This window comes from Roseibium denhamense, from assembly GCF_009711415.1.
GTDB lineage: Bacteria > Pseudomonadota > Alphaproteobacteria > Rhizobiales > Stappiaceae > Roseibium > Roseibium denhamense.
Map to the genome: position 1 here is coordinate 41226 of NZ_SMLZ01000112.1, position 25770 is coordinate 66995.

Below are 25770 nucleotides of genomic sequence, written 5' to 3' on the forward strand. Positions count from 1 at the left end.
GGCCTGGCCCCCTTAAGTGTTCAAAACAAAAAACGGGGGCCACATCGGCCCCCGCTTCCAATTCTCGGCAATGGAGAGATGATTACTCTGCTGCGTCGTCTTTCGGAATTTCCTTACCGGTTTCCTGATCGACAACTTTCATGGACAAACGCACCTTACCGCGCTCGTCGAAGCCCATGAGTTTCACCCAGACCTTGTCGCCTTCCTTGATCACGTCCGTGACCTTAGCAACTTTCTTCGGAGCAAGCTGGGAGATGTGCACCAGGCCATCTTTCGCGCCGAAGAAGTTGACGAATGCGCCGAAGTCAACGCATTTGACGACAGTACCTTCGTAAATCATGCCGACTTCCGGCTCTGCGGCAATGGAGTTGATCCAGTTCACCGCGGCCTTGATCGCCTTGCCATCGGAAGAGGCGATCTTGACGGTGCCATCATCCTCGATGTTCACCTTTGCGCCGGTCTTTTCAACGATTTCACGGATGACCTTGCCGCCGGAACCGATGACTTCACGGATCTTGTCGACCGGGATCTTCATCATTTCGATGCGCGGGGCATGCTCACCCAGCTCAGATCGAGCTTCGGTGATGGCATTTGCCATTTCACCGAGAATATGGATCCGGCCGCCCTTGGCCTGCTCCAGAGCAACCTTCATGATCTCTTCGGTGATACCGTCGATCTTGATGTCCATCTGCAGCGATGTGATGCCGTTCTCAGAACCGGCCACCTTGAAGTCCATATCACCCAGGTGATCTTCATCACCCAAGATATCGGACAGGACTGCAAACCGGTCACCTTCCTTGATCAGGCCCATGGCAATACCGGCGACCGGAGCTTTCAACGGAACACCAGCATCCATGAGCGACAACGATGTACCGCAGACGGTTGCCATGGAGGACGAGCCGTTGGACTCGGTGACTTCGGAAACAACACGCAGCGTATACGGGAACTCGTGGTGCGCCGGCAGCATCGGGTTGATCGCGCGCCAGGCCAGTTTGCCATGCCCGATTTCGCGGCGCCCTGGCGACCCCATGCGGCCAGCTTCGCCGACAGAATAAGGCGGGAAGTTGTAGTGCAGCATGAAATGAGACTTGAAAGTCCCCTCGAGAAGATCGACGAACTGCTCATCTTCTCCGGTGCCAAGCGTCGCAACAGCAAGGGCTTGGGTCTCGCCGCGGGTGAACAGGGCGGAACCGTGGGCGCGCGGCAAAATGCCGACTTCGGAGACGATCGGCCGAACCGTTGACAGGTCACGTCCGTCGATCCGCTTTCCGGTGTCCAGAATACCACCACGAACGATTTCAGCTTCCAGCTTTTTAAACTGTTCGCCAAGGACGGTCGCTTCGACAGCTTCACCTTCTGCCGCGTTGGTGATCAGGGCCTCAACGACTTTCGCTTTGGCTGCATCCACAGCGGCCTTGCGTTCAGCCTTGGATGTGATCTTGTAAGCAGCGGAAAGATCCTCGGCAGCGATGGACTTCACCTTGCCGAAAAGCTCTGAATGGTCCGGCATTGAGAATTCGCGCGGTTCCTTCGCAGCCGTTTCAGCCAGCTTGATGATCGCGTCGATGACAGGCTGGAAGCCCTTATGACCGAACATGACAGCTGACAACATGGTGTCTTCGTCCAGCTCCTTGGCTTCCGATTCAACCATCAGCACGGCGTCGCTGGTACCGGCGACCACAAGATCCAGAGCCGATTCAGCCATATCGTCAATGTGCGGATTGAGAACGAACTCGCCATCGATCATGCCGACACGTGCACCGCCGATCGGCCCCATGAAGGGGACGCCGGAAATGGTCAGGGCAGCCGAGGCTGCGACCATCGCAAGCATGTCAGGAGCATTTTCCATGTCATGCGAAAGAACGGTCAGAACGATCTGTGTTTCGTTCTTGTAGCCATCAGCAAACAGGGGGCGAATCGGACGGTCGATCAAGCGCGACGTCAGGGTCTCGTGTTCGCTTGGGCGGCCTTCACGCTTGAAAAAGCCCCCCGGGATCTTACCGGCGGCGAAAGCCTTTTCCTGGTAGTTCACGGTGAGCGGGAAGAAATCCTGGCCGGCCTTCGGCTCTTTCGCGGAGACAACGGTGGCGAGAACCTTGGTTTCTCCATAGGTCGCCATAACAGCGCCGTCTGCCTGACGGGCAACCTTGCCCGTTTCGAGGACCAGCGGCCGTCCGCCCCAGTCCACTTCTACACGATGAATATCAAACATCATCTGTCCTTAACATGCTTTGCTTCCACTCCGCCGCGCCATGCGGCCCTTAAGGGAAGCACGTTCCCGGTCGGCCCCGGATGGGCCGGTTACCGGTGGACAGGCCACGGGCAAGACAACGGGCTGCTTTCGAAACACACGAAAGGAAAGAAGCCGGCAATCCTGCCCCATGACATGTCACGAGGTCTCTATAAAGGGTTTGCCGGGAAAAGGGAAACACTCATAAGGACCTCGATTTAAAGAAAAACGCGGCGGACAATGTCCACCGCGTCTCATGAGTTTTCGCGAACCTTAGCGGCGAATGCCAAGACGCTCGATCAGCGACTTGTAACGGTCTTCGCTTTTGCCGCGCGTGTAGTCCAGAAGGGACCGGCGCTGCGCAACCATCTTCAGCAGACCGCGGCGGGAGTGGTTGTCCTTGCCATGGCCCTTGAAGTGTTCGGTCAGGTTGTTGATGCGCTCGGTCAGAATAGCGATCTGGACTTCCGGAGAACCGGTGTCGCCTTCGTTGGTCGCATATTCCTTGATGAGCTCAGCTTTACGCTCTGTAGTAATCGACATCGCTCTTTTCCTTTCAAAGAGGGTGACCGGGTGAACCCGGTTCGTTGAAATGCCCTTCAGGGCCTGATCCCCCCGTCGCCAGAGCCAAGATGTCGGTCAGCAAAGGTTTTGAGAGGACGAACTGGGCCTCGATGCCCAATGGCGGCGGAATATGACGGAAAACGCTGCGGAAATAAAGGGCTTTCTTCAAGGCTCCTCGCAAAGCCGCTTCAGCGGGATCAGTTTTGCCGGGGCTTCGGTTCAAAGCAAGTCTTGTCATTCATTTTGCAAGGGCCCGTTGGACTCGATCGGCAGCCGCCAATCCGCTCAGGTATGCACCGTGCACCGTTCCATGAAAATCAAAGGTCGTGTGCTCGCCGGCAAACAGGATAGTGTTCGCCACAGGCGTTGCGAAGCGGTCGAAATCCGCCGGTGTGTTGCCGACCGCCGTATAGGAATACGCCCCCAAGGTGTGCGGGTCTTCCGACCAGCGCGTTGCCAGATGCCCGATGGGTTCGGGAGTGTTTTGGCCGAACATGGCTCGAAGAGCGCTCATGCAGTCGGCGATCATGTCAGCGTCACTCATTTTCTCGGCAACAAACGGATAGTCCCCGACGCTGACGCCAAGCAGGATGTTTTCCGGGCTGATCGTGCGGTAGTTGACGAAGTAGTTCCAGCGTCCCTTCGGCTCGCTCATATAGCCGAAATACTGCGTGCCTTCCGGCCAGAAGGCCCGCTCGAACTTCAGGGCCAGTTTGGTGACGCTGCCGAAGCCAATCTCATCGATGCTTTTTTGATGCGCCTTGGGAAGCGGCGGATCAAACGTGATTATTCTTTTCTTGAGAACTCCAAGGGGCACCGTGCAGATCACGAAGGAGGACTCGAATGTAGCCTTTGAGGTGTGGACAGCCGCGCCGTTTCCCTCCTCGTATTCGATGCTCTCAACCAGCGTGTTCCGCCGGATATCAAGACCATCTGCGAGGCTTTTGGGGATCTGATCATAGCCACCGGGCAGGACGACATCCGCGCCATCATATTCATCGTCCTCGTCGAAATAGTAGGCCGACAGCTTTTCTACCGGGGCCCCGGTTGAGAATTCCGTGTAGGCGCTCATCATCCAGCGCAGGACCGGATCCTGCAGACTGCCCTTGGAGACCCGCCGGATCGCGTCCGATAGCGGTTGGTCCTTATCGAAGGTGGTGTCGATCCGGGTGTAGAGGCGCTCAAGATCAAAATATTTGGCCTCAATGACGGAGGCCGGGATCGCCTGACCGTCTTTTGCAAAAACCTGAAAGCTTTCGTCGGGTGTTACCGCCGTGGGGGCGCCGATATCTGCCGCCAGACGGGAAATCGGGTTTCCGTCCGGACGGTGGATCCAGCCGGCTCCAACCTCGAAAGGGGCGCCTAGCGACCAGTCGGTCCTGATCCGGCCACCGACTTGCGATGTGGCTTCAAGCACAACGACTGAAAATCCAAGCTCGTTGAGACGACGCGCAGCAGCCAGACCGGAAATTCCCGCACCAATCACAATGACATCAAAGTCTTCATTTTGGGCCTTTGCGGGGCGTGGCACCGTTAATGGCAACGCTAGTGCCGCGCCCGCACCAATCTTTAGGATCTGGCGGCGCGTCGCATTGCCATTTTCATAAGAACGGCGGGTTCGTTCGCGTTTCATCTTGCCCAGCGTCTCATCCTCGCCATTGCCGACAGAGCATGTTGCCATGGCTGGATGGAAAGGTCAGCACATGATGGCAATCTGCTAAAGATGAAACACGCGGCTCGGCTGAAAACGGCCTCTTTCGATTGCACCGATAGCAACTGGAACGCCTGCTTCGCTTGCAAACGCCGTTTCACAATTAAGCGGGGCGTCCCGTCCGCGCAGAAGAACTTGCATGCCCTTCCGGATTTTCGCAGCGTCATCTTCAGACACTGGCACTTCAACAAGCTGGTCCATTGCCTCGCGCACGGGCAAGACAAATTCCTCTACAAGCGTGTCTATCCCGCTCGCCTCATCCAGCGCCTCAGCTGCTTCGAGAAGCTCCTCAAAAGCAACCAAATCCTCTTCCCCGAACGGGCCAACCAGAAGCCGCCGCAGCTCCGTGACATGCCCGCATGTTCCAAGGCGGCGGCCGAGATCGCGCGCCAGTGCCCGCACGTAGGTTCCCTTGCCGCATTCTGCTTCAAACACAGCCCGGTCATCATCCGGACATTCAACCAGATCGAGCCGGTGAATATCAATTGGCCGCGCTTCCAGCTCCACATCTTCACCGTCTCGGGCCAGATCGTAAGCCCGCTCACCCGCGACCTTGATGGCCGAAAACTTCGGCGGAACCTGCATGATTTCGCCGATAAACTCGGGCAAAATGCTCAAGATAGTCTCTTTGTCCGGACGAATGCCTGAGGTTGCAACAACCTCCCCTTCTGTATCATCCGTATTGGTTTCAATGCCCCATGTCACCTGAAACCGGTAAACCTTGCGGCCATCCATCACGAAAGGAACAGTCTTAGTCGCTTCACCGAAAGCCACCGGCAACAGACCTGAAGCGCGAGGGTCCAGCGTACCGGCATGCCCGACCTTCTGCGGAGAAAAAATGCGCTTAATCTTGCCCAACGCATCATTCGAAGTGATCCCGTAAGGCTTGTCGAGCACAAGCCAGCCGTTGATGATGTTTTTCTTGCGCTTGAACTGCTGTTTTCGAGCCATTTTTCTTGCTTGGTTTTTTGCAAGTCGACAGCGGGCCTATCCCGCAGATCTGCCTGCAAGTGTTTGTTTAAAGCATTGGGCGTTTTGCCAGAAACGCCCAACGATACCGGATCACTCCATATCCGACGAGCGGGCGGGAAATCGGGTCCGATTTATCGCCCACTGATCCAAGTGGGCGAGACTTGGAACGTTTCAAACCCGGTCTTCTGGGAGGCAAATTCACCCGAACCCGAGAAACAATGGGATCAGAAACAAGCCGCAATGCCCGGCTGGCTCAGTCTTCCCGGTCCGTATCGCTTTCCAAATCCCGTGCAACGTCGGGCTGGTGCAAAAGCGTGCCGATCCGGTCATCGTCATCGAACCGTGTATCGAGGACAAACCGCAGGTCAGGCATGTATTTCATCGTCAGCCGGCGGGACACCTGCCCGCGCAGGTATTTTGCACTCCTGTTCAGGGCTTTTTCCACCTTGTCTGCGTTTGTGCCGCCGAGCGGCATGACAAGACAAGTCGCCAACCGCAGATCCGGTGTCATGCGCACTTCAGGAATGGTGATGATCACGCCATCCAGGTCCGGGTCGGAAAACCGGCCACGGGTGAAGATATCTGACAACTCCTTGCGGACCGTCTCGCCAACCTTGAGCTGGCGCTGCGACGGTCCCCGGTTGTCATGTCCAGAATGTTTCGCCATTTCAAATCCTAACGAGCTTTTCCAAGCTCCAAATACAAGGGCGCCGGCGTGACCTTGAAGTCCCGCCGGCGCGCATCTCTGCCAATTGGTAACCGGCGATCAGAGCGTACGTTTGATGTGCTCGACGCGGAAACACTCGATGACATCGCCCGGACGCATGTCCTGGTACTTGGTGAAGTTCATGCCGCATTCCTGACCGGATTCGACAGACTTGACCTCGTCCTTGAAGCGTTTGAGCGTGCCCAATTCGCCCTCGTGGATAACGACGTCGTCGCGGATGAGGCGGACTTGCGCCCCGCGCTCGACAACACCTTCGGTAACCAGACACCCGGCGACCTTGCCCACTTTGGAAATGTGGAAGATCTCTTTGATCTCCGCATTGCCCAGGAAAGTCTCGCGGCGTTCCGGCGACAGCAGACCAGACATGGCTGCCTTGATGTCGTCCACGAGATCGTAAATCACGTTGTAATAGCGGATCTCGATACCGTCGCGTTGAGCCGCTTCACGGGCCTGTTTGTTGGCACGCACGTTGAAACCGAGGATCGGCGCCTTGGAGGCCGCGGCAAGCGTGATGTCGCTTTCCGTGATACCGCCAACGCCGGATAGTAGAATGCGGGCGCCAACTTCGTCGGTTCCAAGTTCGTTCAGTGCCTGCGCAATAGCTTCTGCAGACCCCTGCACGTCGGCCTTGAGAACCAGCGGGAACTCCTTGCGGCCGGTTTCCTGCAGGCGGTTCATCATCTGCTCGAGCGAGCCACGCGTGCCGGAAGCGACAACAGATGCCTTTTCCCGGATCTGGCGCTGACGGTAGTCGGTAATCTCGCGGGCGCGGGCCTCGTTCTCGACGACGGCAACCATGTCGCCGGCAGCAGGAGTGCCCTGGAACCCAAGCACCTCTACCGGTTTCGCCGGACCGGCTTCGCTGACCTGCTTGCCGTTTTCGTCAAGCATGGCGCGAACACGGCCCCACTCGGAACCGGCAACAAGAATATCGCCCGGCTTGAGGGTACCCTTTTGCACGAGGACTGTCGCAACCGGACCGCGTCCACGGTCGAGCTGTGCTTCAATGACAATGCCTTCTGCAGTCCGATCCGGGTTGGCCTGAAGTTCCAGAACTTCGGATTGCAACAGGATCATTTCCAGCAGCTTGTCGAGGTTCTGACCAGATTTCGCCGAGACTTCAACGTCAATGACGTCGCCGCCCATGGATTCCGTCACCAGCTCTTCGCTGAGAAGCTCCGTGCGAACCCGGTTCGGATCTGCGCCCGGCTTGTCCATCTTGTTGATGGCGACGATAATCGGCACGTCGGCAGCTTTTGCATGTGCAATCGCTTCCTTGGTCTGCGGCATGACGCCATCGTCAGCAGCAACCACCAGGATCACGATATCCGTGGACTTAGCACCGCGGGCACGCATCTGGCTAAACGCCGCGTGGCCCGGAGTGTCGATAAAGGTGATCTTGTTGCCGTCCTGCTCAACCTGGTACGCACCGATATGCTGAGTGATGCCACCAGCCTCACCGGTTGCCACCTTGGCCTTGCGAACCGCATCCAGAAGCGACGTCTTACCATGGTCAACGTGACCCATGATGGTCACAACCGGCGGACGGGCTTCCATGGTTGACGGATCGTCCTCGGTTGAGAACAGACCTTCTTCCACATCGGCTTCCGAAACGCGCTTGACCGTGTGGCCCATTTCCTCAGCGATCAGTTCCGCAGTGTCAGCATCGATCACGTCGTTAATCTTCAGCATTTGACCCTGCTTCATCAGCAGCTTGATCACGTCCACAGACCGCTCGGCCATACGGTTGGCCAGTTCCTGGATCGTGATGGCTTCCGGAAGGGTCACTTCACGGGAAATCTTCTCACGCACTACCTGCTGCTGACCGCGCTTGGCCTTCTCCTGACGCCGCCGCATGGACGCGAGCGAACGTGTCCTTTGGCCTTCATCTCCGCCTGTGGCGGCAGAAATCGTCAGTTTTGAACGGCGACGGTCATCGCCACCGCGCGGACGCGCAGGTGCGGGAGCTGGAGCCTGTTTCGGACGCTTGACGGCCCGCAAGCCTTTCGCGCCACGATCATCCCCTTCAGCGTCAGCTGGCGCGGTTTGTTTCGGCTTTGCGGCCTCAGGCGCCTTGCGCTGCTTGCCCATGTCATCAAGGCTTGGCGGACGACCGCCATCGGCATGGGCAGGCTTGCGCTGGGATACCTTGCGCACTGCCGGTTTGGCCGCTTCTGCTGGCGCACGGTCCGCTGTCACCGCTTCGGCTGATGCTGATGCTTCAGCGGCAGCAGCGTTCTGCTTGGACTGTTCAGCTGCCAGGCGCGCATCTTCCGCTTCGCGTTTTGCACGCTCCTCGGCTTCCGCTTTGGCCCTGGCTTCTTCCTCTGCCTGGCGCTTGGACGCTTCAGCGGCACGCCGCTTGTCGTCTTCCTCACGGCGCTTCCGGTCTTCTTCGTCCCGGACTTTTGCCATTTCAAGAGCAGCTGCACGGGCCTTCGCCTCTTCCGGCGTGAGTGTCCTCAGGACATTCCCATTGCCCTTCTGGCGCTGGCCAGAAGCTGCCTTACGGGCCTGGCGGGCCTGTTGCGGATCAGGCTGCGGCGGTGTGCGCGGTGCTTCGGAAGGTCTGTCAAGCCGCTGGGTGGTCGGAGCCGGACCGTCAGTCTTTTGTTCCTGACCCGGCATCACGAGACGGCGTTTCTTTTTCTCCACGACGACGGCCTTCGACCGGCCGTGCGAGAAGGATTGGCGAACCGTTCCCTGGTCACCACCTCCGCGCTTAAGGCCAAGCGTTTTGCCACGCTCAACGCTGATTGTTTTGTCGCCTGGATTCTTCGTATCGCTCATATTGCCTTCAGTCCTGCGCAACCGTCCTGCTAAGCGTTGCTCTGTTCGTCATCTGCGGCGGTATAGTTGCGAAATCGCTTCAAGTCACGTACCCGCGCCAAAAAGTTTTCACTCGCCTGCCCCGCAAGCAGTGCAGCATGTATCACATTTGACCGGCCCAATGCCAAATCCAATTGGTCCGAGTCGAACAAACGGACCACTTCTAATCCGTCTGCAAACCGATCACTCGCAGCAATCACTGCCGCCAGTTTCCGCACCCCATCATCAGCAGCATCCGAGGCGTGGATGAGGCCCGCGACGGGATCCCGACGCAAAGCCGCTTCAACTTTTGAAAAGCCGGTGACCAATTCGCCGGCTTTCCGGGTTATCGAAAGCGCCTGAAGGGTCTGACGCTCCATCAATCCATCGATCATGTCAGCGAGGCCGGGCAGCACCCGGACATCGCCCTTGAATCCCCTGCCGAAGACTTTCTTCCAGTCTTTTTCTGCAGCGCAAACCGTGGTCCGGTTTGCCAACATCCAAACACCCCGCCCTGGGAGGACCCTTTTCAGATCCGGCACGACTTGACCGTCAGGGTCGAGCACAAACCGGATCAAGTCCTCTATCGGGCGAACCTCCCGCGTAACAGCGCACTGCCGCTCGGTCGGTTCATTTTTTCTCGGCAAGCCGCCACTCCCAACTCGCGGAGGCCCGTGCCTCTCTTTTTGACCGGCCGCTTAGCCGTTCAAGATGTTGCCACCGGCCGCTGGCTCAGCCTGAGCCTCCTGCTCGGCGGCTTCACCTTCAAGCTCTTCACCGTCCTCAAGCTCGTCCTCGGCTTCAGCAGACTGTGCAGCCAGCTCTTCCTCAGTGATCCAGCCAGCCGCAAGCCGGGCTGCCATAACCATGTTTTCGGCTTCTGCGCGGGACAAGTCGAAGTCGCTCAGAGTTCCTTCAAACCGTTTGGTCTCACCATCCTTGCGTTCCGTCCAGCCGACGAGGTCGTCAGCCGCACATCCGGCGAGATCTTCCATGGTTTTGACGTCGTCCTTGCCGAGCGCGACCATCATAGCTGTTGTAAGGCCATCAATCGAGCGCAACTCGTCCGAAACTCCGAGGGAGACCCGTTCTTCGTCGAGTTTCGCCTCCAGCTCGCTCAAATAATCGCGGGCTCGCGCCTGGATTTCGACGGCCGTGTCGTCATCAAAACCCTCGATCATCGAGATTTCTTCGATTTCAACGTAGGCGACTTCTTCAACGGACGAGAAGCCTTCGGTCGCCAGAAGCTGACCGACCATCTCATCCACGTTCAGAGCGTCCATATACAGCTGTGACCGCTCCTGGAATTCTTTCTGACGGCGCTCGGATTCCTCGTTTTCCGTCATAATGTCGATCGCCCAGCCTGTCAGCTGAGACGCCAGGCGGACATTCTGCCCGCGGCGGCCAATCGCCAATGACAGCTGATCATCCGGAACAACCACTTCGATCCGCTCCGCGTCCTCATCGAGAACAACCTTGGCAACCTCGGCAGGCTGCAAGGCATTGACGATGAATGTTGCCGGCTCGTCATTCCACGGGATGATGTCGATTTTCTCACCCTGCAGCTCACCCACTACAGCTTGAACGCGGCTGCCGCGCATACCAACGCAGGCGCCAACAGGATCGATTGAGCTGTCCTTGGAGATAACAGCAATTTTCGCTCTGGAACCGGGATCGCGCGCAACAGACTTGATCTCGATAACGCCGTCATAAATCTCCGGCACTTCCGACGCGAACAGTTTCGCCATGAACTGCGGGTGTGTGCGTGACAGGAAAATCTGCGGTCCGCGCTGCTCGCGGCGGACATCGTAAATGATGGCGCGGATGCGATCACCGGTCCGGAAAATTTCGCGCGGAATAAGCTCGTCCCGGCGCACGATGCCTTCGCCGCGGCCCAGATCCACGATTACGTTGCCATACTCGGCCCGCTTCACGACGCCGTTCACGACCTCGCCAACGCGATCCTTAAACTCGTCATACTGCCGGTCGCGTTCGGCCTCGCGCACTTTTTGAACTATGACCTGTTTGGCAGATTGCGCCGCAATACGGCCAAAATCGAGCGGCGGCAGCGGTTCTGCGATAAAGTCGCCAAGGCTCGCTTCCGGATTGCGCGCTTGTGCGTCCTGAAGGGAGATTTCTGTCGAAACGTTTTCGACAATCTCGACCACCTGGAGCAACCGCTGCAGACGTATGTCACCGGTTTTCGGGTTGATTTCAGCACGCACTTCCGTCTCGGTGCCGTACCGGGAGCGGGCAGCCTTCTGGATCGCATCTTCCATCGCGTTGATGACGATCATCCGGTCGATGGATTTTTCCCGAGCGACCGCATCCGCAATTTGCAGCAACTCCAAACGGTTCGCGCTGATTGCCATATTCCACTCCTCTTGCGCCGTTCGGCCCTGCCGGACACCTTTGTGTACCCGGCAAGCCCCTTGCTCAATTCGGCGTATTATCCTGTTTGAGCTCGTCATTGGTCCGGGCGGCCAGAGCCGCCTTTTCCGCCTGAAGAGCCGCAGTTATGAGATCATCCGTTAGTATCAGCCGTGCTTCGCCAATATCGCCCAGGGGCAACTTTACCGTGTCGGCCTCACCGTCGCGCGCATCAGGCAAACGCACGGCCGCCGCACCGTCTTCAACACCGAGCAGCATGCCACGGAACCGTTTGCGTCCGTCCTGCAAAACGTTCATTTCGACTTTGAGTTCATGACCCGACCAGCGCTCGAAGTCGCCAGCCCGAACGAGGGGGCGATCAATACCTGGCGATGAAATCTCAAGGTGATAGGCGCGATTGATCGGGTCTTCGACATCAAGTGCCGGGGACACGGCCCGGCTGATGGTCTCGCAGTCCTCGACCGTCATCGTTCCATCGGGACGCTCGGCCATGATCTGCAGCGTACATCCATTGGCCGCGCTGATCTTGGTGCGCACCAAACGGAAACCAAGGTCCTCGATAACCGGCTCAACAATCGTTGCCACACGGGCATCCAGCCCCTGCTCAGTGACAATTCTTGGGTCGTGTGCGCTCACACTTGGCTCCTGTTTTCGGCCGATAAGGCCGTCGCCGACCGTGGCACGTCTGATGAGGTTATGACATTCAGCTGCCCTGCCGGAATTCTGATCAGATCACCATGCGGCTTTAGGTAAACAAAAAAGAGCGGGTCCCGTTCGGGCCCACTCTCAAATCGCTCAGATAAGCCGTTTGAGGTGAAACACCGGCTGTATAACGCCAAATATGCCTTGAAGGCAAGAGGCGAACGCAAAAAGCCGGAAAGAAGTTGTCTCACCGCAGGCCGGAAAACCCTGACCTGCTGGAAGCCCCGGTCAGACCCGCCTGAAGGTCAAATACCGTCCTACCCGGCCTTCGCGAACAGCTTTCGCCTCATACCTTGTGCCGGGCCAGCCGACCCAAGGTGTTTTCCAGTCTGAGGCAGTCCTTGCAGTCCAGTCAAATGCCGGATGGTCACGGCAGTGCCTCAGCGTCCAGTCGATATAGGTATCGATATCACTGGCAAACCGAAATTCGCTGCCCGGCTTAATGACCCGGGCATACCGGTCCAGATTTTGAGAATTGATAAACCGGCGTTTCCAATGGCGTTTTTTCGGCCAAGGATCAGGGTAGAGCTGGTAGGCAAGATCAATGGACGCCTCGGGCAGCCAGTCAAGAACATTCACCGCATCATCGTCATACAGCCGGACATTGGCCAGCTGTTCTTCCAGCAGACTTGTCACCACTTTCGCCATACTGCCAACAAAAGGCTCGACGCCGATGAAGCCCGTGTGCGGCTCTGTCCGCGCCCGGTGAAGCAGGTGTTCGCCGCCACCAAACCCCACCTCAAGACATACCGTGTCAACATTACCACCAAACAGGTCCCGCAGGTCTTCGGGGGGCGCCGCGGAGAGGTCCAGCGCAAGCCGTGGCAACTCGTTTTTCATCAGCGCCTCGCGGCGGGGGCTGAGCGGCTTACCCTTGCGGCGGCCGAAAAAGGAACCTTCGTATCGGTCAATCATCGGATCATAAAACCAAAGCGCCAGCCCAGCAGTTTGCCGGGCCAGCGATCTTTTTAATTAGGGAATTCAAGTCCAGCTATTCTAGAGCAGCTTATCCTGCAAGCGGACGCAGGTCGTCAACCAGATCGGTCTTCTCCCAGGAGAAGCCTCCATCAGCCTCAGGCTGGCGGCCGAAGTGACCATAAGCAGCCGTGCGCTCATAAACCGGGTTGTTCAGGTTCAGGTGCTCGCGGATACCACGCGGGCTGAGGCGCATAACCTCCCGCAGGGTGGTTTCCAGCTTCGCCTCGTCGCAACGCCCAGTGCCGTGCAGGTCCACATAGACCGACAGCGGATCGGACACACCGATAGCATAGGACAGCTGGATCGTGCAGCGGTCCGCAAGATCTGCCGCAACGACGTTCTTGGCCAGATACCTAGCCGCATATGCAGCCGAGCGATCCACTTTCGTGGGGTCTTTGCCAGAGAAGGCACCGCCACCATGCGGAGCCGCGCCGCCATAGGTGTCGACGATGATCTTGCGGCCGGTCAAGCCTGCGTCACCGTCCGGGCCACCAATCACAAACGCCCCGGTCGGGTTGACATGCCAAACCGTCTCGCCGGAAACCCAGCCTTCGGGAAGTGCGCTGCGGATATACGGCTCAACGATCTTCTGGACATCCATGGATGTCAAAGACGGGTCCAGATGCTGCGTTGAAAGCACGATAGAAGTAACGCCGACCGGCTTGCCATTTTCGTAACGGACCGTCACCTGACTTTTCGCGTCGGGTCCAAGGACCGGCTCTTTGCCGGATTTGCGCGCCTCGGCCAAATCACGAAGGATCTTGTGGGAGAACAAGATCGGCGCGGGCATCAACTCGTCTGTTTCACGGCAAGCGTAGCCGAACATGATGCCCTGATCGCCAGCGCCCTCATCCTTGTTCCCGGCTGCATCCACGCCTTGGGCAATGTGAGCGGACTGCGCGTGCAAGTGCACGGCAATATCACATTTCTCCCAATGGAACCCGTCCTGCTCATAGCCGATGTCTTTTACGGCCATCCGCGCAAGATGCGCGATGTAATCATTTGTGATGGTTGCCGGACCGCGTGTCTCACCGGCAATAACGATCCGGTTGGTGGTAGCGAGTGTTTCACACGCCACGCGCGCTTCCGGCATTTCGCGGAGATAAGCATCAACGACTGCATCGGACACACGGTCGCAAACCTTGTCCGGATGCCCCTCGGAGACTGATTCTGATGTGAAGAGATAATTCTGACGTGCCATTGGCGATCGTCCTTCTGGGAATGAATATGACAGAAGCGGCGAAATCATCGCCGCTTCAGGCGCCATCAATCTAAGAAGTTTTTCACCGCGTCAAGCTTGCTGGCGATTTTTGTCAATCATCGCCCGCAAGCGACCGGACAAGATCGACAATCCGCCGGCGGACCTTCGGGTCCTCAATGCGCACGAAGGCCTTGTTCAATGACAGACCCTCTGAGGAGGACAGGAAATCAACCACATAGGATGTCGGCTGGGTCTCGCCAAAACCTTCAGCTTCCTCCGGGGTGCCGGGTGCATCCTCGAAGAAAAAGGAAACGGGAACCTTCAGGATAGTCGCGATGTGCTGCAAACGGCTCGCCCCGATGCGGTTCGTGCCCTTTTCGTATTTTTGGATTTGCTGGAAAGTAATCCCAAGGCTTTCGCCAAGTTTTTCTTGACTCATACCAAGCATCATACGCCGAAGACGAACGCGGCTGCCGACATGGATATCAATCGGATTAGGAGATTTCTTACTGGGCATAGCATCAATCTTTCTTATTCTTTGCGGCGTGGATCCGCTCGTTTTCGTTTGCACCAGCTCTCATAAGCCCCCCACAAGGCTCAAAAGATGGAAGTTTGCCCGCAACTTCTCACTAGTACATGAACCAGCCTTCAATCGGCTATTTCACGGTTGTATCACACTTCCTTCACTCAACTCAAACAAAAAAGATCAATTTACACGCGAATCACGGTTGCGTCTTGAACTATACGCAAATATTACAAGTCCAATCGAAATAATAACAATTGGGACATCGCCAAATGTTCCGTAAATGGTTTGACCTAACCTTAAGGGAACCCGGCCATCGATTACCCCGCGTTCGAAAATACCCAAAGACTGCTGGATAACCCCACGGCCATCAACAATGGCGGAAATCCCGGTATTTGCTGCACGAACAAGCGGTAAGCCGGTTTCTATGGAACGTATGCGTGCTTGTGCCAGATGCTGATACGGCCCTGGCGTGCGGCCAAACCAGGCATCATTGGTCACATTGAGAATAAACCCCGGATCTCCTGCCCCTGCACGAACCGGCCCTGGAAAAATCACTTCATAGCAAATCAATGGTAGAAAACTAAAACCTTCGGAGGTAGACAACAACCTGGGCTGATAACCCGCCTGAAAACCGGAACCAGGGCCTGCAAGGTTCGAAATCCCGAAACTATCCAAGAGCGATTTGAGCGGAACATATTCGCCAAAAGGCACCAGGCGGACTTTGTCATACAGCCCTTCGATGGTTCCACCAGAGCCGATGACATAGATACTGTTGAAGTATTCGGGGCCATCAGCACCAGGTTCCGTACGTATAGCGCCAAGTGCGAGACTGCTCGCCGGACCAAGTGTATTGCCGATCCTGTAGAGAGCTCCCGGTTCCTGGGTGAGCAGAAAGGGAACAGCTGATTCCGGCCAGACAATCAGACGCTGCTGTCCAACCCTTGCTTCCCCGGACAGTGGCGCTTCGCTCATGTGCAAATATGTTTGAAAGATTTGATCGCGCAGATCCGGACGCCATTTGTCTTTCTGGTCAATCGACGGCTGCACGATCCGTATATCGAGTTCGCTGAAAGCCGCGGGCAACATAGCCAGCCGGACGAACCCGAATCCATAGAGCGAACCAAGCACTCCGAGCGCGGCCAATACCGGTACGATACGAGCCCGGAGCGGCTTCGCGTCCGCCAGAAGAGCAAGCGCTGAGGCAATCGCAATCACCAGAAAACTCATACCGTAGATGCCGATTACGCTGGCAATCTGCGACAGGAGCAGGCTGTCAGAGACCGTGTATCCAAAAGCGTTCCAGGGAAAGCCGGTCAGAACATGGCCGCGCGTCCAGTCCGCAAGGGTCACGGTGGCCGCCAACACCAGAATGCGGCTAAACCGGTCACTCCAGACGGCGGCTGCGGCTCCAACCCCCAATCCAGTGAACAGTGCCAAGCCGGTAGGCATCAGCACGACTGCAAAGGGCATCAGCCAAGCAAACTTATCGGCCTCTACCAGGAAAGCCGACCCGATCCACCAGAGGCTGGCAAGAAAGTAACCAAAGCCGAACAGCCAGCCTATGCCGAAACCAACGCGAAACCTGGCAAAACGGCTGTGAGAGCCGGCATCGAGCGCTCCATCCAGAAGCCATACGAGGCCGGCGAAGGCCAACGGCAAAACGAACAGCGCCCCTAACGGCGGCAGGGCCGCAGCGGCCAGTGCCCCAGACAGGCAGCAAAGGCACCGCCTGCGCCACCCCCACGCCAGCAAGAACGTGTTCGGCACAACGGAAAGATATTGAGCGACCAATTGCATGCGATCCCGCACCCCTTCTTTTAGCGAAAAGGAGGGTTGGCGGAACCACACGGGCGGGTCAAGGCTGTTTGACCGTCATTCTTTTGTTTGAGTTGCAGACGGGTCCGGCTTGTCGTCTGCTGAAGCTGACTTTTGCGTCTCAGTTTCAGCACTGTCATCGGCCCGTTTGGGGCGGCGGCGTATGTCCTGCTGCCGGACTTCAGAGCGGCGGCGCCGGATCTTCAAGCGCTTAATCCGGCGCGGGTCCGCATCCATGATTTCGAACTCGAATCCATTCACATCAGATACATGCAACAATTCACCGCGCACCGGAACCCGGCCAACGGACACATAAAGAAGCCCGCCGAGTGTATCTACATCCTCCGACAAGCCACCTTCGATGAGCTTGGTGCCGAGCGCTTCATCAACGTCTTCCAGAGGCAAACGTGGATCCGCGATCCAAAGGCCGTCGCCAGCCGGTGCCAGCATGGCCTCCTCATCTTCATCGTGCTCATCCTCGATGTCGCCGACCACTTCTTCGACAAGGTCTTCGAGCGACACGAGACCATCCGTTCCGCCATACTCATCAATGACCAATGCCATCTGGATGCGGCCGGCCTGCATCTTGGCCATCAAATCTGTCGCAGGCATGGATGGCGGCACGAACAGGACATTTCGCAGCAGCTGAGTGTCTTTGAGCGATACCGATAAATCGACACAGGACAGATCTAGCGCTGGCAGGTTGTGTCCGGGCCGGCCATTTGCCTCTGGTATCTTTGCCTCGCCATCGTCTGGTTTTTCCACAGAGGTTGCAGGACGGCCTTCTGATGCCTTTTCGGCAATATAGGCCATAAGGTCCTTGATATGGACCATTCCGCGCGGATCATCGAGCGTGTCGTCATAGACCGGCATACGTGAATGGCCGCTGTCTTCAAACAGCTCCATGACCCGGCTCAGTGATGTGCCATAATCTACCGCGTCAATATCAGCGCGCGGGATCATCACATCATCGACGCGCAATTCGCGAAGCCGCAAGATATTGCCCAGGAGCAAACGCTCCTCGGGGGAAAACGCCGTATCGGTGCCGCCTTCGCGCGACAGCTCGTCTTCCAGATTCTCCCGCAAGCTTGTGGCGGGACGCCCCAAGCGCAACAGGCGTTTGAGATTTTCGAAAAGGGCCGCAGGTCGCGGCTTGGTCTGTTGCGGGTCTTCCCCGTCTTGTCCCTGACTCGAGGAGGCCGTCTCCGCCCCGCTCGCCGGACTCTGCGTTTCAACTGCGTTCATCATCGTTCAACAAAAGAACCCAATGCTTTATCATGCCACTTAATCGTAATCCGCCACAAGGGGCCGATCCGCATAAGGGTCGTCTATGCCGAGCTTGGCCAGTATGGCCTTCTCCAAGCTTTCCATAAGCTCCGCTTCTTCACTGTCCTGATGATCATAGTCAAAAAGATGAAGCATTCCGTGAACCACCAGATGGGAAAGGTGATCGGAAAATTCAATTCCCAATTCTTCCGCTTCCCGGATGACTGTCTGACTGGCTATCACGATGTCCCCCAGCAGCGGTCCATATAAATCACCTTCAGGATCACTGCCAGGAAAAGAAAGAACGTTCGTTGGCTTATCCTTCTCGCGCCAGCGCTTGTTCAACTGCCGTACCGCCTCATCGTCAGTAAGGACAAACGAGATCTCTGATCCGGGAACCGCCTTCAAGCCGGCTTCAGCAACGGCGGCCGACACAGCGCGCTCCAGGAGCCCTGTCAGTTGATCTTGAGGAGGCCAGTCACCTGCTTCAACGGCAAGATCAATCTCAAGATCAAAGGGCACTTCAGAAGACATGCACGTCGCGCCTCAGGAAACAGCTGCGGTGCGATCGGCAGATTGGCCGCCATCCGGATCGCGGCGGCGTTGCTCATACCGGCGTTCGCGGGCTTCCGATTCTTCACGCGCTGCGTTGTCATAGGCCGTAACGATACGTCCCACCAGCTCGTGCCGGACCACATCCGTTTCCGTGAACCGGATATGGCTTACGGCTTCGATCCCGGTCAAAAGCCCAAGCGCCTCCCGAAGACCAGACTTTTGACCAGACGGCAGGTCAATCTGGCTCGGGTCGCCGGTCACGATCATCTTAGACCCTTCGCCCAAGCGCGTGAGGAACATTTTCATCTGCATCGATGTCGTGTTCTGCGCTTCATCCAGGAGAACAACAGCATTTGAAAGTGTCCGCCCGCGCATGAATGCCAGCGGGGCGACTTCGATCATCCCGGACTGCAGGCCTCTATCCACTTTTTCCGCCGGCATCATTTCGTAGAGCGCGTCGTAAATCGGGCGAAGGTAAGGATCAACCTTGTCCTTCATCTCGCCCGGCAAAAACCCGAGGCGCTCGCCGGCCTCGACCGCTGGCCGGGACAAGATAAGCCGCGCAACATCGCCGCGTTCAAGCAGAGCCGCGGCATAGGCAACCGCAAGAAACGTCTTGCCGGTGCCCGCAGGTCCCGTTCCGAAAATGAGATCGGCCCGGTCCATGGCCCGGATGTAGGCGTCCTGCGTCGCCGTGCGGGCAACTATGGTTTTCCGCCGGGTCGCAATTTGCGCAAAAGCCAGACGAGACTTCGGCTCGAGCGTTGGCAAAGGCAATTGCGCCTCGGCCGCGGCTGCCATCCGCAAGGCGCCATCCACATCACCCGGGTGAATTTCCTGGCCCTGCAAGAGACGTTGATACATGGCTTCTAGCGCGGTGCGGGCCTGGGCACAGCTTGCCTGAGACCCTTTCAAGGTGACCTGATTTCCCCGCGCCATCGCATCGATACCAAGACGCTGCTCGATCAGCGCGAGGTTCTGGTCAAATTGTCCAAACAAATCGCCAATCAGCCGGTTGTCCTCAAACGCCAAAACGATGTGCGTCATGTCTGAAGCCGATGCAGCCGTGGCTGGCGCGTCCGGTTGCTTGCGGGAAGAAGATTGGCTGTCGCGCGTCAAATGACGTCTCCCTTAGGCCGCCGGGGTCGGGATGGCCACGGACTGGTCATCGCTATCTTGCCCCGCATTCAGCCGCCCGAACAGGGAATTAGATCCAATGTCAACGATTTCCACCGCTTGTATTGACCCAATCAGATCGATGGGGGCGTCCAGTTGAACCGGCTGCAACCAAGGCGACTTGCCAACCAATTGACCTGGATTCCGCCCCGCCTTTTCAAGCAAGACATCGCACACCATCCCCTTCCTGGAGGCGTTGAAGGCTTTTTGCTGCTCACTCAAAAGCGCCTGCAATACCGCCAGGCGTTCACTTTTGACGTCTTCTGGCACCTGCGCATCCATAGTCGCACCGGGAGTTCCCGGCCGCTGACTGTATTTGAATGAAAACGCGGATCCGTATTCTACTCTGCGGATGAGATCGAGTGTGTCTTCGAAATCCTGATCCGTCTCCCCCGGAAAGCCAACGATAAAATCGCCAGAAAGCGCGATGTCAGGGGATGCTTCACGGATGCGGTCCAGAAGACGGAAATACTCATCACGGGTGTGGCGGCGGTTCATCGCTTTCAGGATCTTGTCCGAGCCCGACTGCACCGGCAGATGCAGGTAAGGCATAAGACTTTTCAACTCACGATGCGCCTCGATGAGATCATCGTCCATGTCTCTTGGGTGGCTGGTCGTATAGCGGAGGCGGTCCAATCCATCGATTTCCGCAAGACGGCGCAGCAGGCGGCCGAGCCCCCAGGTGGCGCCGTCTTCTGCTTCCCCATGATAGGCATTTACGTTTTGCCCCAGCAAGGTGACTTCCCGCACGCCGGAGGCGGCCATTTGTTCAGCCTCGGTCACGATCTGGGATACAGATCTGGATACCTCAGCACCGCGCGTATACGGAACAACGCAGAAGGTACAAAACTTGTCGCACCCTTCTTGAACAGTTAGAAAAGCAGCGGATGGACGCTTTGAAACCGGTCTGGCCGCGCGCGCAGACAATTGGTCGAATTTCGCATCGATATCGAATTCGGTTTCAACAACTTTCTTGCCGGACCGTACTTTTTCAAGAAGCGCGGGCAACTGGTGGTAGCTTTGGGGCCCGACGACCATATCGACAATGGGCGCACGGCGGGAAATTTCTTCTCCCTCGGCTTGCGCCACGCAACCAGCCACACCGACCATCATGTCCTTACCGGCCTTGGCACGCGCCTCCTTGACCTTCCGGATACGGCCAAGCTCGGAATACACTTTTTCCGCAGCCTTCTCCCGAATATGGCAGGTGTTCAAGATCACCAGATCAGCGTCTTCCAGATCTCCCGTCGCCTCAAAGCCTTCAGGCGCCAAAACATCCGTCATGCGTTCACTGTCATAGACGTTCATCTGGCAGCCGTAAGTGCGCACAAAAACCTTGCGCTTATTGCTGTTTGCAACGACCTCGGGTGTCGCGGCATTCGTGACCGCGTCTTGTTCTGTTTCCGGGCGGCTTGTCATTCGCTCCTCGTAGCCTTTCCAGGCTGCCGGCTTTTATGTGTGTTGTGCGCAGACCGGACGAATTATCGTCTCTGATCACCACCTGATCCCGAATTTGGATCTTGAGCGCGGCACGGCCTTAAATCAGCGGCCAGCTTTAGCCGGTTTTTCCTCGTTTTGGAAGAACTTCACAGGTTCATTCGCAAGAGAGATATCTTGCGGTTCCTGCTTCTGGCGCAAAGATGCCAGTGTCATGGAGCGCACTTCCTGCTCCAAGTGCCGGGTGAGCGCTTTCCGGTCCGTTGCGGCGTTGATCAGAATTGGGTCGCCCCAGGAAACAATCACATCCAGCGCCCCCCGTCTGAAGATGCCCCAAAGGTGGCCAGCAAGCTCCATCTCACCATACCAGGCAACATGTGGCCGGTGCGCACGGCCCATCGGAATGCCGTAAAAGCCCTGATATGCAATCGAAACCGGTTGAACCCAAACCTGTGTGCCGGCCCTTCCATTGCCGGCAGCCCGGGTTGCAGCCCCAATGAGGGCTGAGCGGAACGGCAGGACAGAATTACCATCGTTGGAAGTTCCTTCCGCAAACAGCACCATCGCGTCGCCGGCAGCCATACGTTCGGCAATCTCGTTGGCCACATTGCCCGTTTCCGATCGCTTTTCACGATTTACAAAAACGGTGCGCTGCAACTTGGCAAGAAGGCCAAATACCGGCCAGCCAGATACTTCCGACTTCGCAATGAAAGACAAAGGCATGAGCGAGCCAAAAACTGCAATGTCCAGCCAGGATGCATGATTGGATGTCAAAAGGAGCGGCCTGTCCCGGCACGGTTCTCCCATCTGCTGGATCTTGATACCCACCATCCGCGCAGCAATTTTATGCCACACGCACGGCAAGACCTTCTGGATGGGAAGTCTCAGCTTGATGGCAAGCCACTGAAGGGGAATAAAAACGAGAGAAACAAGGGCCAAAACGATGACAATCGATACGGCCTTGATGTCAGCCATCGTTTTTGGATTCCTTGGCCTTGTCCAACGGCACTCCGTAGAGCTCCAGTCTGTGATCGACCAGTTTATAGCCCAGTTTCTTGGCTATGAACTCCTGCAGGGCTTCAATTTCCTCATTTCGGAACTCGATCACCTGCCCGCTCCGCAGGTCAATGAGATGATCGTGGTGCTCATCGGGAACGGTTTCATACCGGGACCGGCCGTCGCGGAAGTCGTGCCGTTCGATCATACCTGCATCTTCGAACAGCTTTACGGTCCGGTAGACGGTAGAAATTGAGATTTTCGGATCAATCGAAACAGAACGGCGATAGAGCTCTTCGACATCCGGATGTTCATCTGAAGCCTCTTCTAGAACCGAAGCAATCACGCGCCGCTGCTCGGTCATGCGCATGCCCTTTTCGATGCACATGTCCGCCAGCGTGGATTGACGCTCGTCTGTCATGAGACCCTTTTCCGCTTCCTGTTTTCAGTGCAACAGCGCTTAACCAAGATCGACGCGCATGACAAGCGCCGTTCCATTTCCCCGGCTGCTTGAATAATAACCTTTGCGTTGCCCTACTTCCCGGAAACCCAGGCTGCGATACAACAGCACGGCGGAGCGATTGGCGGCGTCGACTTCCAGAAACAGGCTTTTGCAGCGGTCGCCATACAGACGGAAAAGGCCGGATTGCATCAACTGTTTTCCAATTCCCCGGCCCCGCTGACGCGGATGAACGGCAATCGTTATGACTTCTGCCTCGTCCGCGGCGGTTCGCAGGATCAAGAATCCAAGCGGCGCGCGTGTGCCATAGGGGCTTGCGCGCCGTGCAACCAATATGCTTGTTCCGGTCTGGCCCTGCATCCGCGCCAGGTCCTCCGCATCCCAAGCTTGAGGAAAGGAGGCAGCATGTATTTCGGCAAGTTTCGGCAGATCTTCGTCCAATGCGTCTTCAACGACGGGCGGCTGTGTCCAGAACCACCAGAAACTCATTGCCTTACGTTCCTTCTATTTGCTGGGATCCACGGCCCCGCAGTCCGGCGCATCCTATGCAAAGCTGTCTGCTGACCGCAAGTTTTGCCTCCTTCCTCTCCCCAAGAGTCGCTCCCATTGACCGTCCATAAAAAAACCCGGCCAGGGCCGGGTTTTTCAAAGACTATTCGTGGAACTCGATCAGATCGGCCGCACTTCCTCAACTTCCGGCACAAAATGGCGCAGAAGGTTCTGGATCCCGTGCTGAAGCGTTGCGGTTGAAGATGGACAGCCCGCGCATGCACCGCGCATGGACAGATAAACGATACCTTCCTTGAAGCCCTTGAAGGTGATGTCCCCCCCATCCTGAGCAACGGCCGGACGCACGCGGGTTTCTAGCAGCTCTTTAATGGTCGCGACTGTTTCCTGGTCGCCTTCCTCAAAGAATTCACCCTCTTCAATGTCTTCGCTCTGGCCGGCATTCATGACCGGTTGTCCCGACATGAACTGCTCCATGATCACGCCCAGGATGGCCGGTTTCATATGCTGCCAATCCGTGTCATCCTTGGTGACAGTGACAAAGTCATGGCCGAAAAAGACCGCAACAACGCCAGGTACGTCAAAGAGCTTTTCGGCTAAAGGCGACGCGCCCGCGTCCGCCTTGGACCGGAAGTCGTAAGTCCCTTCGGACAAAACGATGCGGCCGGGCAGGAATTTAAGCGTTGCCGGATTCGGAGTGGCTTCGGTTTGTATGAACATTGTTTCGTCCTTGCGCTGCGTTATCGCGCCCATCTATCGGCGGGTGTCATGCGCCCTCTCTCCAACCGCAAAACACCCAAAAAAACTTGATACCTGATCCTCAGGCAGTTTGGAACCATTAAAAACTAGATAGGTTCGCCGTCTATGATATCAAGCCAGTGCTGCGATGGAATCGTCATCCAGATTGCCGGGCACGATCGTTACCGGAATCGGAAAAGTCGCCGCTGACTTGCCTGCAATCGAAGACACCAGAGGACCCGGTCCATCCGACCCTGTGCTCGCGGCCAGAACCAGGATGGCAATATCAGCATCGGCCTCGATCAGTTCCATGATCTCTTCGGCCTTGCTGCCTTCCCGGACAACTGTTTCCGGTTCTGTACGGGCGACAGAACGGACCCGTTCCGCTGCCTTTGCAAGTGTCGATTCTGCTTCTTCCCGGGCTTCCGCCCGCATGATCTCTTCCACACCGAGCCAGTGCTGGAAATCACCGGCGGCGATGATGAATAGCAGCGTCACCACACCACCTGTCCGCGCGGCCCGCTTTGCTGCATAAACGATGGCCCGGTCACATTCCGGCGTATCGTCGACCACCACCAGAAACTTCCGGCGGTGACCTTCTTCATTACTTTTTCGAATTGCTACCATAGGCGCATGCTGCCACCGGCCTTAAGATATCGCAAGCGGCAAGCTTGCCGCCCGCGAAGCCGGATTTCCTCAAAGGATAAACTTTGAAAGATCAACGTTCTTGGCAAGGTCACCGATGTTGTCGCGAACAAACTCGGCTGAGATTTCAACCGTGTCGCCAGAGCGATCCGGTGCCGTGAACGAGATTTCGTCGAGGATCCTTTCCATCACGGTCTGGAGCCGGCGGGCACCAATGTTTTCAACGGATGCATTGAGATCAACCGCGACCGACGCGATTTCTTCGATTGCATCTTCGGTAAAGGACAGGGTGACATTCTCCGTCTCCATAAGCGCGACGTACTGCTTGATCAAGCTCGCCTCAGGTTCGGTCAAAATGGCCCGGAAATCTTCTTTGGTTAGCGCCCGCAGTTCCACGCGGATGGGCAACCGTCCTTGAAGTTCAGGCAACAAGTCTGAAGGCTTGGCAACGTGGAAGGCCCCTGAGGCGATGAACAGAATATGGTCGGTCTTAACCGGGCCGTGCTTTGTGGACACCACCGTGCCCTCGATCAGAGGGAGCAGGTCGCGTTGAACCCCTTCGCGGGAGACGTCGCCGCCGGTACGGCCTTCGCGCGCGCAGATCTTGTCGATCTCATCCAAAAATACGATGCCGGAATTCTCGACCAGCGAAATCGCCTCTTCGGTGATTTTGTCTTCATCGAGGAGTTTGTCGGATTCCTCGTTGATGAGCAGCGAATAGGATTCACTCACCGTTGTCCGTTTGGTTTTGGTTTGCCCGCCGAACGCCTTGCCGAGAAGGTCCGATACATTCATGACGCCGACGCTTGCGCCCGGCATGCCAGGCAGATCAAAGCTCGGCATTTGCGCCTGTGCCCGGACTTCAACCTCGATTTCCTTATCATCCAACTCGCCGTTGCGGAGTTTTGTCCGGAAACTGTCACGGGTCGATGGGCTCGCATTCGCACCAACAAGCGAGTCCAGAACACGTTCTTCGGCCAGAACATGCGCTTTCGCTTTTACCGCTTCGCGTTTTTGTTCGCGGACCAGCGACAAACCGGCCTCAACGAGGTCCCGTACAATCTGCTCAACGTCCCGGCCCACATATCCGACTTCCGTAAATTTGGTCGCCTCGACTTTTGTAAACGGCGCATTGGCAAGCTTTGCCAGACGCCGCGAGATCTCCGTCTTCCCGACACCGGTGGGCCCAATCATGAGGATGTTCTTCGGCAGAACTTCTTCGCGCATCTGGCCTTCGAGCTGCTGGCGGCGCCAGCGGTTGCGCAAGGCAATGGCTACCGCCCGTTTGGCATCTTTCTGGCCAACGATGTAACGGTCGAGTTCGGATACAATTTCACGCGGAGAAAAGTCGGTCATTCAGGAGTG

Annotated in this window: 23 protein-coding genes; all 23 read right to left on the reverse strand. The window is 57.0% G+C overall.

Going from position 1 to position 25770, the window contains the following annotated elements; genetic code table 11:
• Positions 1–82: 82 nt before the first annotated feature.
• The gene (pnp, locus tag E1180_RS15530; protein ID WP_155192279.1) at positions 83–2212 is read right to left on the reverse strand and encodes a polyribonucleotide nucleotidyltransferase; all 2130 of its coding nucleotides are present in this window, start codon (positions 2210–2212) and stop codon (positions 83–85) included.
• A gap of 291 nt (positions 2213–2503) precedes the next feature.
• On the reverse strand, positions 2504–2773 hold the full coding sequence (rpsO, locus tag E1180_RS15535; RefSeq protein WP_155192281.1) for a 30S ribosomal protein S15: 270 nt from the start codon (positions 2771–2773) through the stop codon (positions 2504–2506).
• A gap of 259 nt (positions 2774–3032) precedes the next feature.
• Positions 3033–4475 carry a flavin monoamine oxidase family protein gene (locus E1180_RS15540; RefSeq protein ID WP_208997178.1) on the reverse strand — a complete coding sequence of 481 codons (1443 nt, stop codon included), beginning with the start codon at positions 4473–4475 and terminating at the stop codon, positions 3033–3035.
• Positions 4476–4511: 36 nt separating this feature from the next.
• Positions 4512–5456 carry a tRNA pseudouridine(55) synthase TruB gene (gene truB, locus E1180_RS15545; RefSeq protein ID WP_155192283.1) on the reverse strand — a complete coding sequence of 315 codons (945 nt, stop codon included), beginning with the start codon at positions 5454–5456 and terminating at the stop codon, positions 4512–4514.
• Between the two features lie 274 nt (positions 5457–5730).
• Entirely contained in the window at positions 5731–6144 is a 414-nt protein-coding gene (gene rbfA / locus E1180_RS15550; RefSeq protein WP_155192285.1) for a 30S ribosome-binding factor RbfA, read from the reverse strand.
• Between the two features lie 99 nt (positions 6145–6243).
• Entirely contained in the window at positions 6244–8994 is a 2751-nt protein-coding gene (gene infB, locus E1180_RS15555) for a translation initiation factor IF-2 (RefSeq protein WP_155192288.1), read from the reverse strand.
• 29 nt (positions 8995–9023) lie between these two features.
• Positions 9024–9659 (reverse strand): RNA-binding protein, encoded by a 636-nt coding sequence (locus E1180_RS15560; protein ID WP_155192290.1) that lies wholly within the window; start codon positions 9657–9659, stop codon positions 9024–9026.
• A gap of 51 nt (positions 9660–9710) precedes the next feature.
• On the reverse strand, positions 9711–11384 hold the full coding sequence (gene nusA / locus E1180_RS15565) for a transcription termination factor NusA (RefSeq protein ID WP_155192292.1): 1674 nt from the start codon (positions 11382–11384) through the stop codon (positions 9711–9713).
• Positions 11385–11448: 64 nt separating this feature from the next.
• Positions 11449–12039 carry a ribosome maturation factor RimP gene (gene rimP, locus E1180_RS15570; RefSeq protein WP_283404651.1) on the reverse strand — a complete coding sequence of 197 codons (591 nt, stop codon included), beginning with the start codon at positions 12037–12039 and terminating at the stop codon, positions 11449–11451.
• Between the two features lie 294 nt (positions 12040–12333).
• Positions 12334–13020 carry a tRNA (guanine(46)-N(7))-methyltransferase TrmB gene (gene trmB / locus E1180_RS15575; RefSeq protein WP_155192295.1) on the reverse strand — a complete coding sequence of 229 codons (687 nt, stop codon included), beginning with the start codon at positions 13018–13020 and terminating at the stop codon, positions 12334–12336.
• A gap of 91 nt (positions 13021–13111) precedes the next feature.
• Positions 13112–14332 carry a methionine adenosyltransferase gene (gene metK, locus E1180_RS15580; RefSeq protein WP_425280922.1) on the reverse strand — a complete coding sequence of 407 codons (1221 nt, stop codon included), beginning with the start codon at positions 14330–14332 and terminating at the stop codon, positions 13112–13114.
• Positions 14333–14396: 64 nt separating this feature from the next.
• Entirely contained in the window at positions 14397–14801 is a 405-nt protein-coding gene (locus tag E1180_RS15585) for a helix-turn-helix domain-containing protein (RefSeq protein ID WP_155192299.1), read from the reverse strand.
• A 189-nt stretch (positions 14802–14990) separates the two neighbouring features.
• Positions 14991–16607, reverse strand: a complete 1617-nt coding sequence (gene lnt / locus E1180_RS15590) for an apolipoprotein N-acyltransferase (RefSeq protein WP_155192302.1) — start codon at positions 16605–16607, stop codon at positions 14991–14993.
• Positions 16608–16682: 75 nt separating this feature from the next.
• Entirely contained in the window at positions 16683–17873 is a 1191-nt protein-coding gene (locus E1180_RS15595) for a hemolysin family protein (protein ID WP_155192304.1), read from the reverse strand.
• A gap of 36 nt (positions 17874–17909) precedes the next feature.
• Positions 17910–18425 (reverse strand): rRNA maturation RNase YbeY, encoded by a 516-nt coding sequence (gene ybeY, locus E1180_RS15600; RefSeq protein WP_155192306.1) that lies wholly within the window; start codon positions 18423–18425, stop codon positions 17910–17912.
• 12 nt (positions 18426–18437) lie between these two features.
• A complete protein-coding gene (locus E1180_RS15605) occupies positions 18438–19493 on the reverse strand; it encodes a PhoH family protein (protein WP_155192611.1) in 1056 nt (351 codons plus the stop codon).
• A gap of 84 nt (positions 19494–19577) precedes the next feature.
• Positions 19578–21041 (reverse strand): tRNA (N6-isopentenyl adenosine(37)-C2)-methylthiotransferase MiaB, encoded by a 1464-nt coding sequence (gene miaB, locus E1180_RS15610; protein ID WP_155192308.1) that lies wholly within the window; start codon positions 21039–21041, stop codon positions 19578–19580.
• A 123-nt stretch (positions 21042–21164) separates the two neighbouring features.
• A complete protein-coding gene (olsA, locus tag E1180_RS15615; RefSeq protein WP_155192310.1) occupies positions 21165–22034 on the reverse strand; it encodes a lyso-ornithine lipid O-acyltransferase in 870 nt (289 codons plus the stop codon).
• On the reverse strand, positions 22027–22476 hold the full coding sequence (locus E1180_RS15620; RefSeq protein ID WP_155192312.1) for a Fur family transcriptional regulator: 450 nt from the start codon (positions 22474–22476) through the stop codon (positions 22027–22029). The genes olsA and E1180_RS15620 overlap by 8 nt, the downstream gene beginning before the upstream one ends.
• Positions 22477–22515: 39 nt before the next feature.
• Complete coding sequence (rimI, locus tag E1180_RS15625; protein ID WP_155192314.1) at positions 22516–23004, reverse strand: ribosomal protein S18-alanine N-acetyltransferase; 489 nt, start codon at positions 23002–23004, stop codon at positions 22516–22518.
• Positions 23005–23184: 180 nt separating this feature from the next.
• Complete coding sequence (locus E1180_RS15630) at positions 23185–23742, reverse strand: NifU family protein (protein ID WP_155192316.1); 558 nt, start codon at positions 23740–23742, stop codon at positions 23185–23187.
• A 150-nt stretch (positions 23743–23892) separates the two neighbouring features.
• Positions 23893–24387, reverse strand: a complete 495-nt coding sequence (locus tag E1180_RS15635) for a universal stress protein (protein ID WP_155192318.1) — start codon at positions 24385–24387, stop codon at positions 23893–23895.
• Between the two features lie 69 nt (positions 24388–24456).
• Complete coding sequence (gene hslU / locus E1180_RS15640) at positions 24457–25761, reverse strand: ATP-dependent protease ATPase subunit HslU (protein WP_155192321.1); 1305 nt, start codon at positions 25759–25761, stop codon at positions 24457–24459.
• Positions 25762–25770: the final 9 nt, after the last annotated feature.

Coding starts and splice junctions, on each gene's coding strand:
- pnp (WP_155192279.1), bottom strand. CDS start 2,212: ATGTTTGATATTCATCGTGTAGAAGTGGACTGGGGCGGACGGCCGCTG.
- rpsO (WP_155192281.1), bottom strand. CDS start 2,773: ATGTCGATTACTACAGAGCGTAAAGCTGAGCTCATCAAGGAATATGCG.
- E1180_RS15540 (WP_208997178.1), bottom strand. CDS start 4,475: ATGGCAACATGCTCTGTCGGCAATGGCGAGGATGAGACGCTGGGCAAG.
- truB (WP_155192283.1), bottom strand. CDS start 5,456: ATGGCTCGAAAACAGCAGTTCAAGCGCAAGAAAAACATCATCAACGGC.
- rbfA (WP_155192285.1), bottom strand. CDS start 6,144: ATGGCGAAACATTCTGGACATGACAACCGGGGACCGTCGCAGCGCCAG.
- infB (WP_155192288.1), bottom strand. CDS start 8,994: ATGAGCGATACGAAGAATCCAGGCGACAAAACAATCAGCGTTGAGCGT.
- nusA (WP_155192292.1), bottom strand. CDS start 11,384: ATGGCAATCAGCGCGAACCGTTTGGAGTTGCTGCAAATTGCGGATGCG.
- trmB (WP_155192295.1), bottom strand. CDS start 13,020: ATGATTGACCGATACGAAGGTTCCTTTTTCGGCCGCCGCAAGGGTAAG.
- metK (WP_425280922.1), bottom strand. CDS start 14,332: ATGATTTCGCCGCTTCTGTCATATTCATTCCCAGAAGGACGATCGCCA.
- E1180_RS15585 (WP_155192299.1), bottom strand. CDS start 14,801: ATGCCCAGTAAGAAATCTCCTAATCCGATTGATATCCATGTCGGCAGC.
- lnt (WP_155192302.1), bottom strand. CDS start 16,607: ATGCAATTGGTCGCTCAATATCTTTCCGTTGTGCCGAACACGTTCTTG.
- E1180_RS15595 (WP_155192304.1), bottom strand. CDS start 17,873: ATGATGAACGCAGTTGAAACGCAGAGTCCGGCGAGCGGGGCGGAGACG.
- ybeY (WP_155192306.1), bottom strand. CDS start 18,425: ATGTCTTCTGAAGTGCCCTTTGATCTTGAGATTGATCTTGCCGTTGAA.
- E1180_RS15605 (WP_155192611.1), bottom strand. CDS start 19,493: ATGACGCACATCGTTTTGGCGTTTGAGGACAACCGGCTGATTGGCGAT.
- miaB (WP_155192308.1), bottom strand. CDS start 21,041: ATGACAAGCCGCCCGGAAACAGAACAAGACGCGGTCACGAATGCCGCG.
- olsA (WP_155192310.1), bottom strand. CDS start 22,034: ATGGCTGACATCAAGGCCGTATCGATTGTCATCGTTTTGGCCCTTGTT.
- E1180_RS15620 (WP_155192312.1), bottom strand. CDS start 22,476: ATGACAGACGAGCGTCAATCCACGCTGGCGGACATGTGCATCGAAAAG.
- rimI (WP_155192314.1), bottom strand. CDS start 23,004: ATGAGTTTCTGGTGGTTCTGGACACAGCCGCCCGTCGTTGAAGACGCA.
- E1180_RS15630 (WP_155192316.1), bottom strand. CDS start 23,742: ATGTTCATACAAACCGAAGCCACTCCGAATCCGGCAACGCTTAAATTC.
- E1180_RS15635 (WP_155192318.1), bottom strand. CDS start 24,387: ATGGTAGCAATTCGAAAAAGTAATGAAGAAGGTCACCGCCGGAAGTTT.
- hslU (WP_155192321.1), bottom strand. CDS start 25,761: ATGACCGACTTTTCTCCGCGTGAAATTGTATCCGAACTCGACCGTTAC.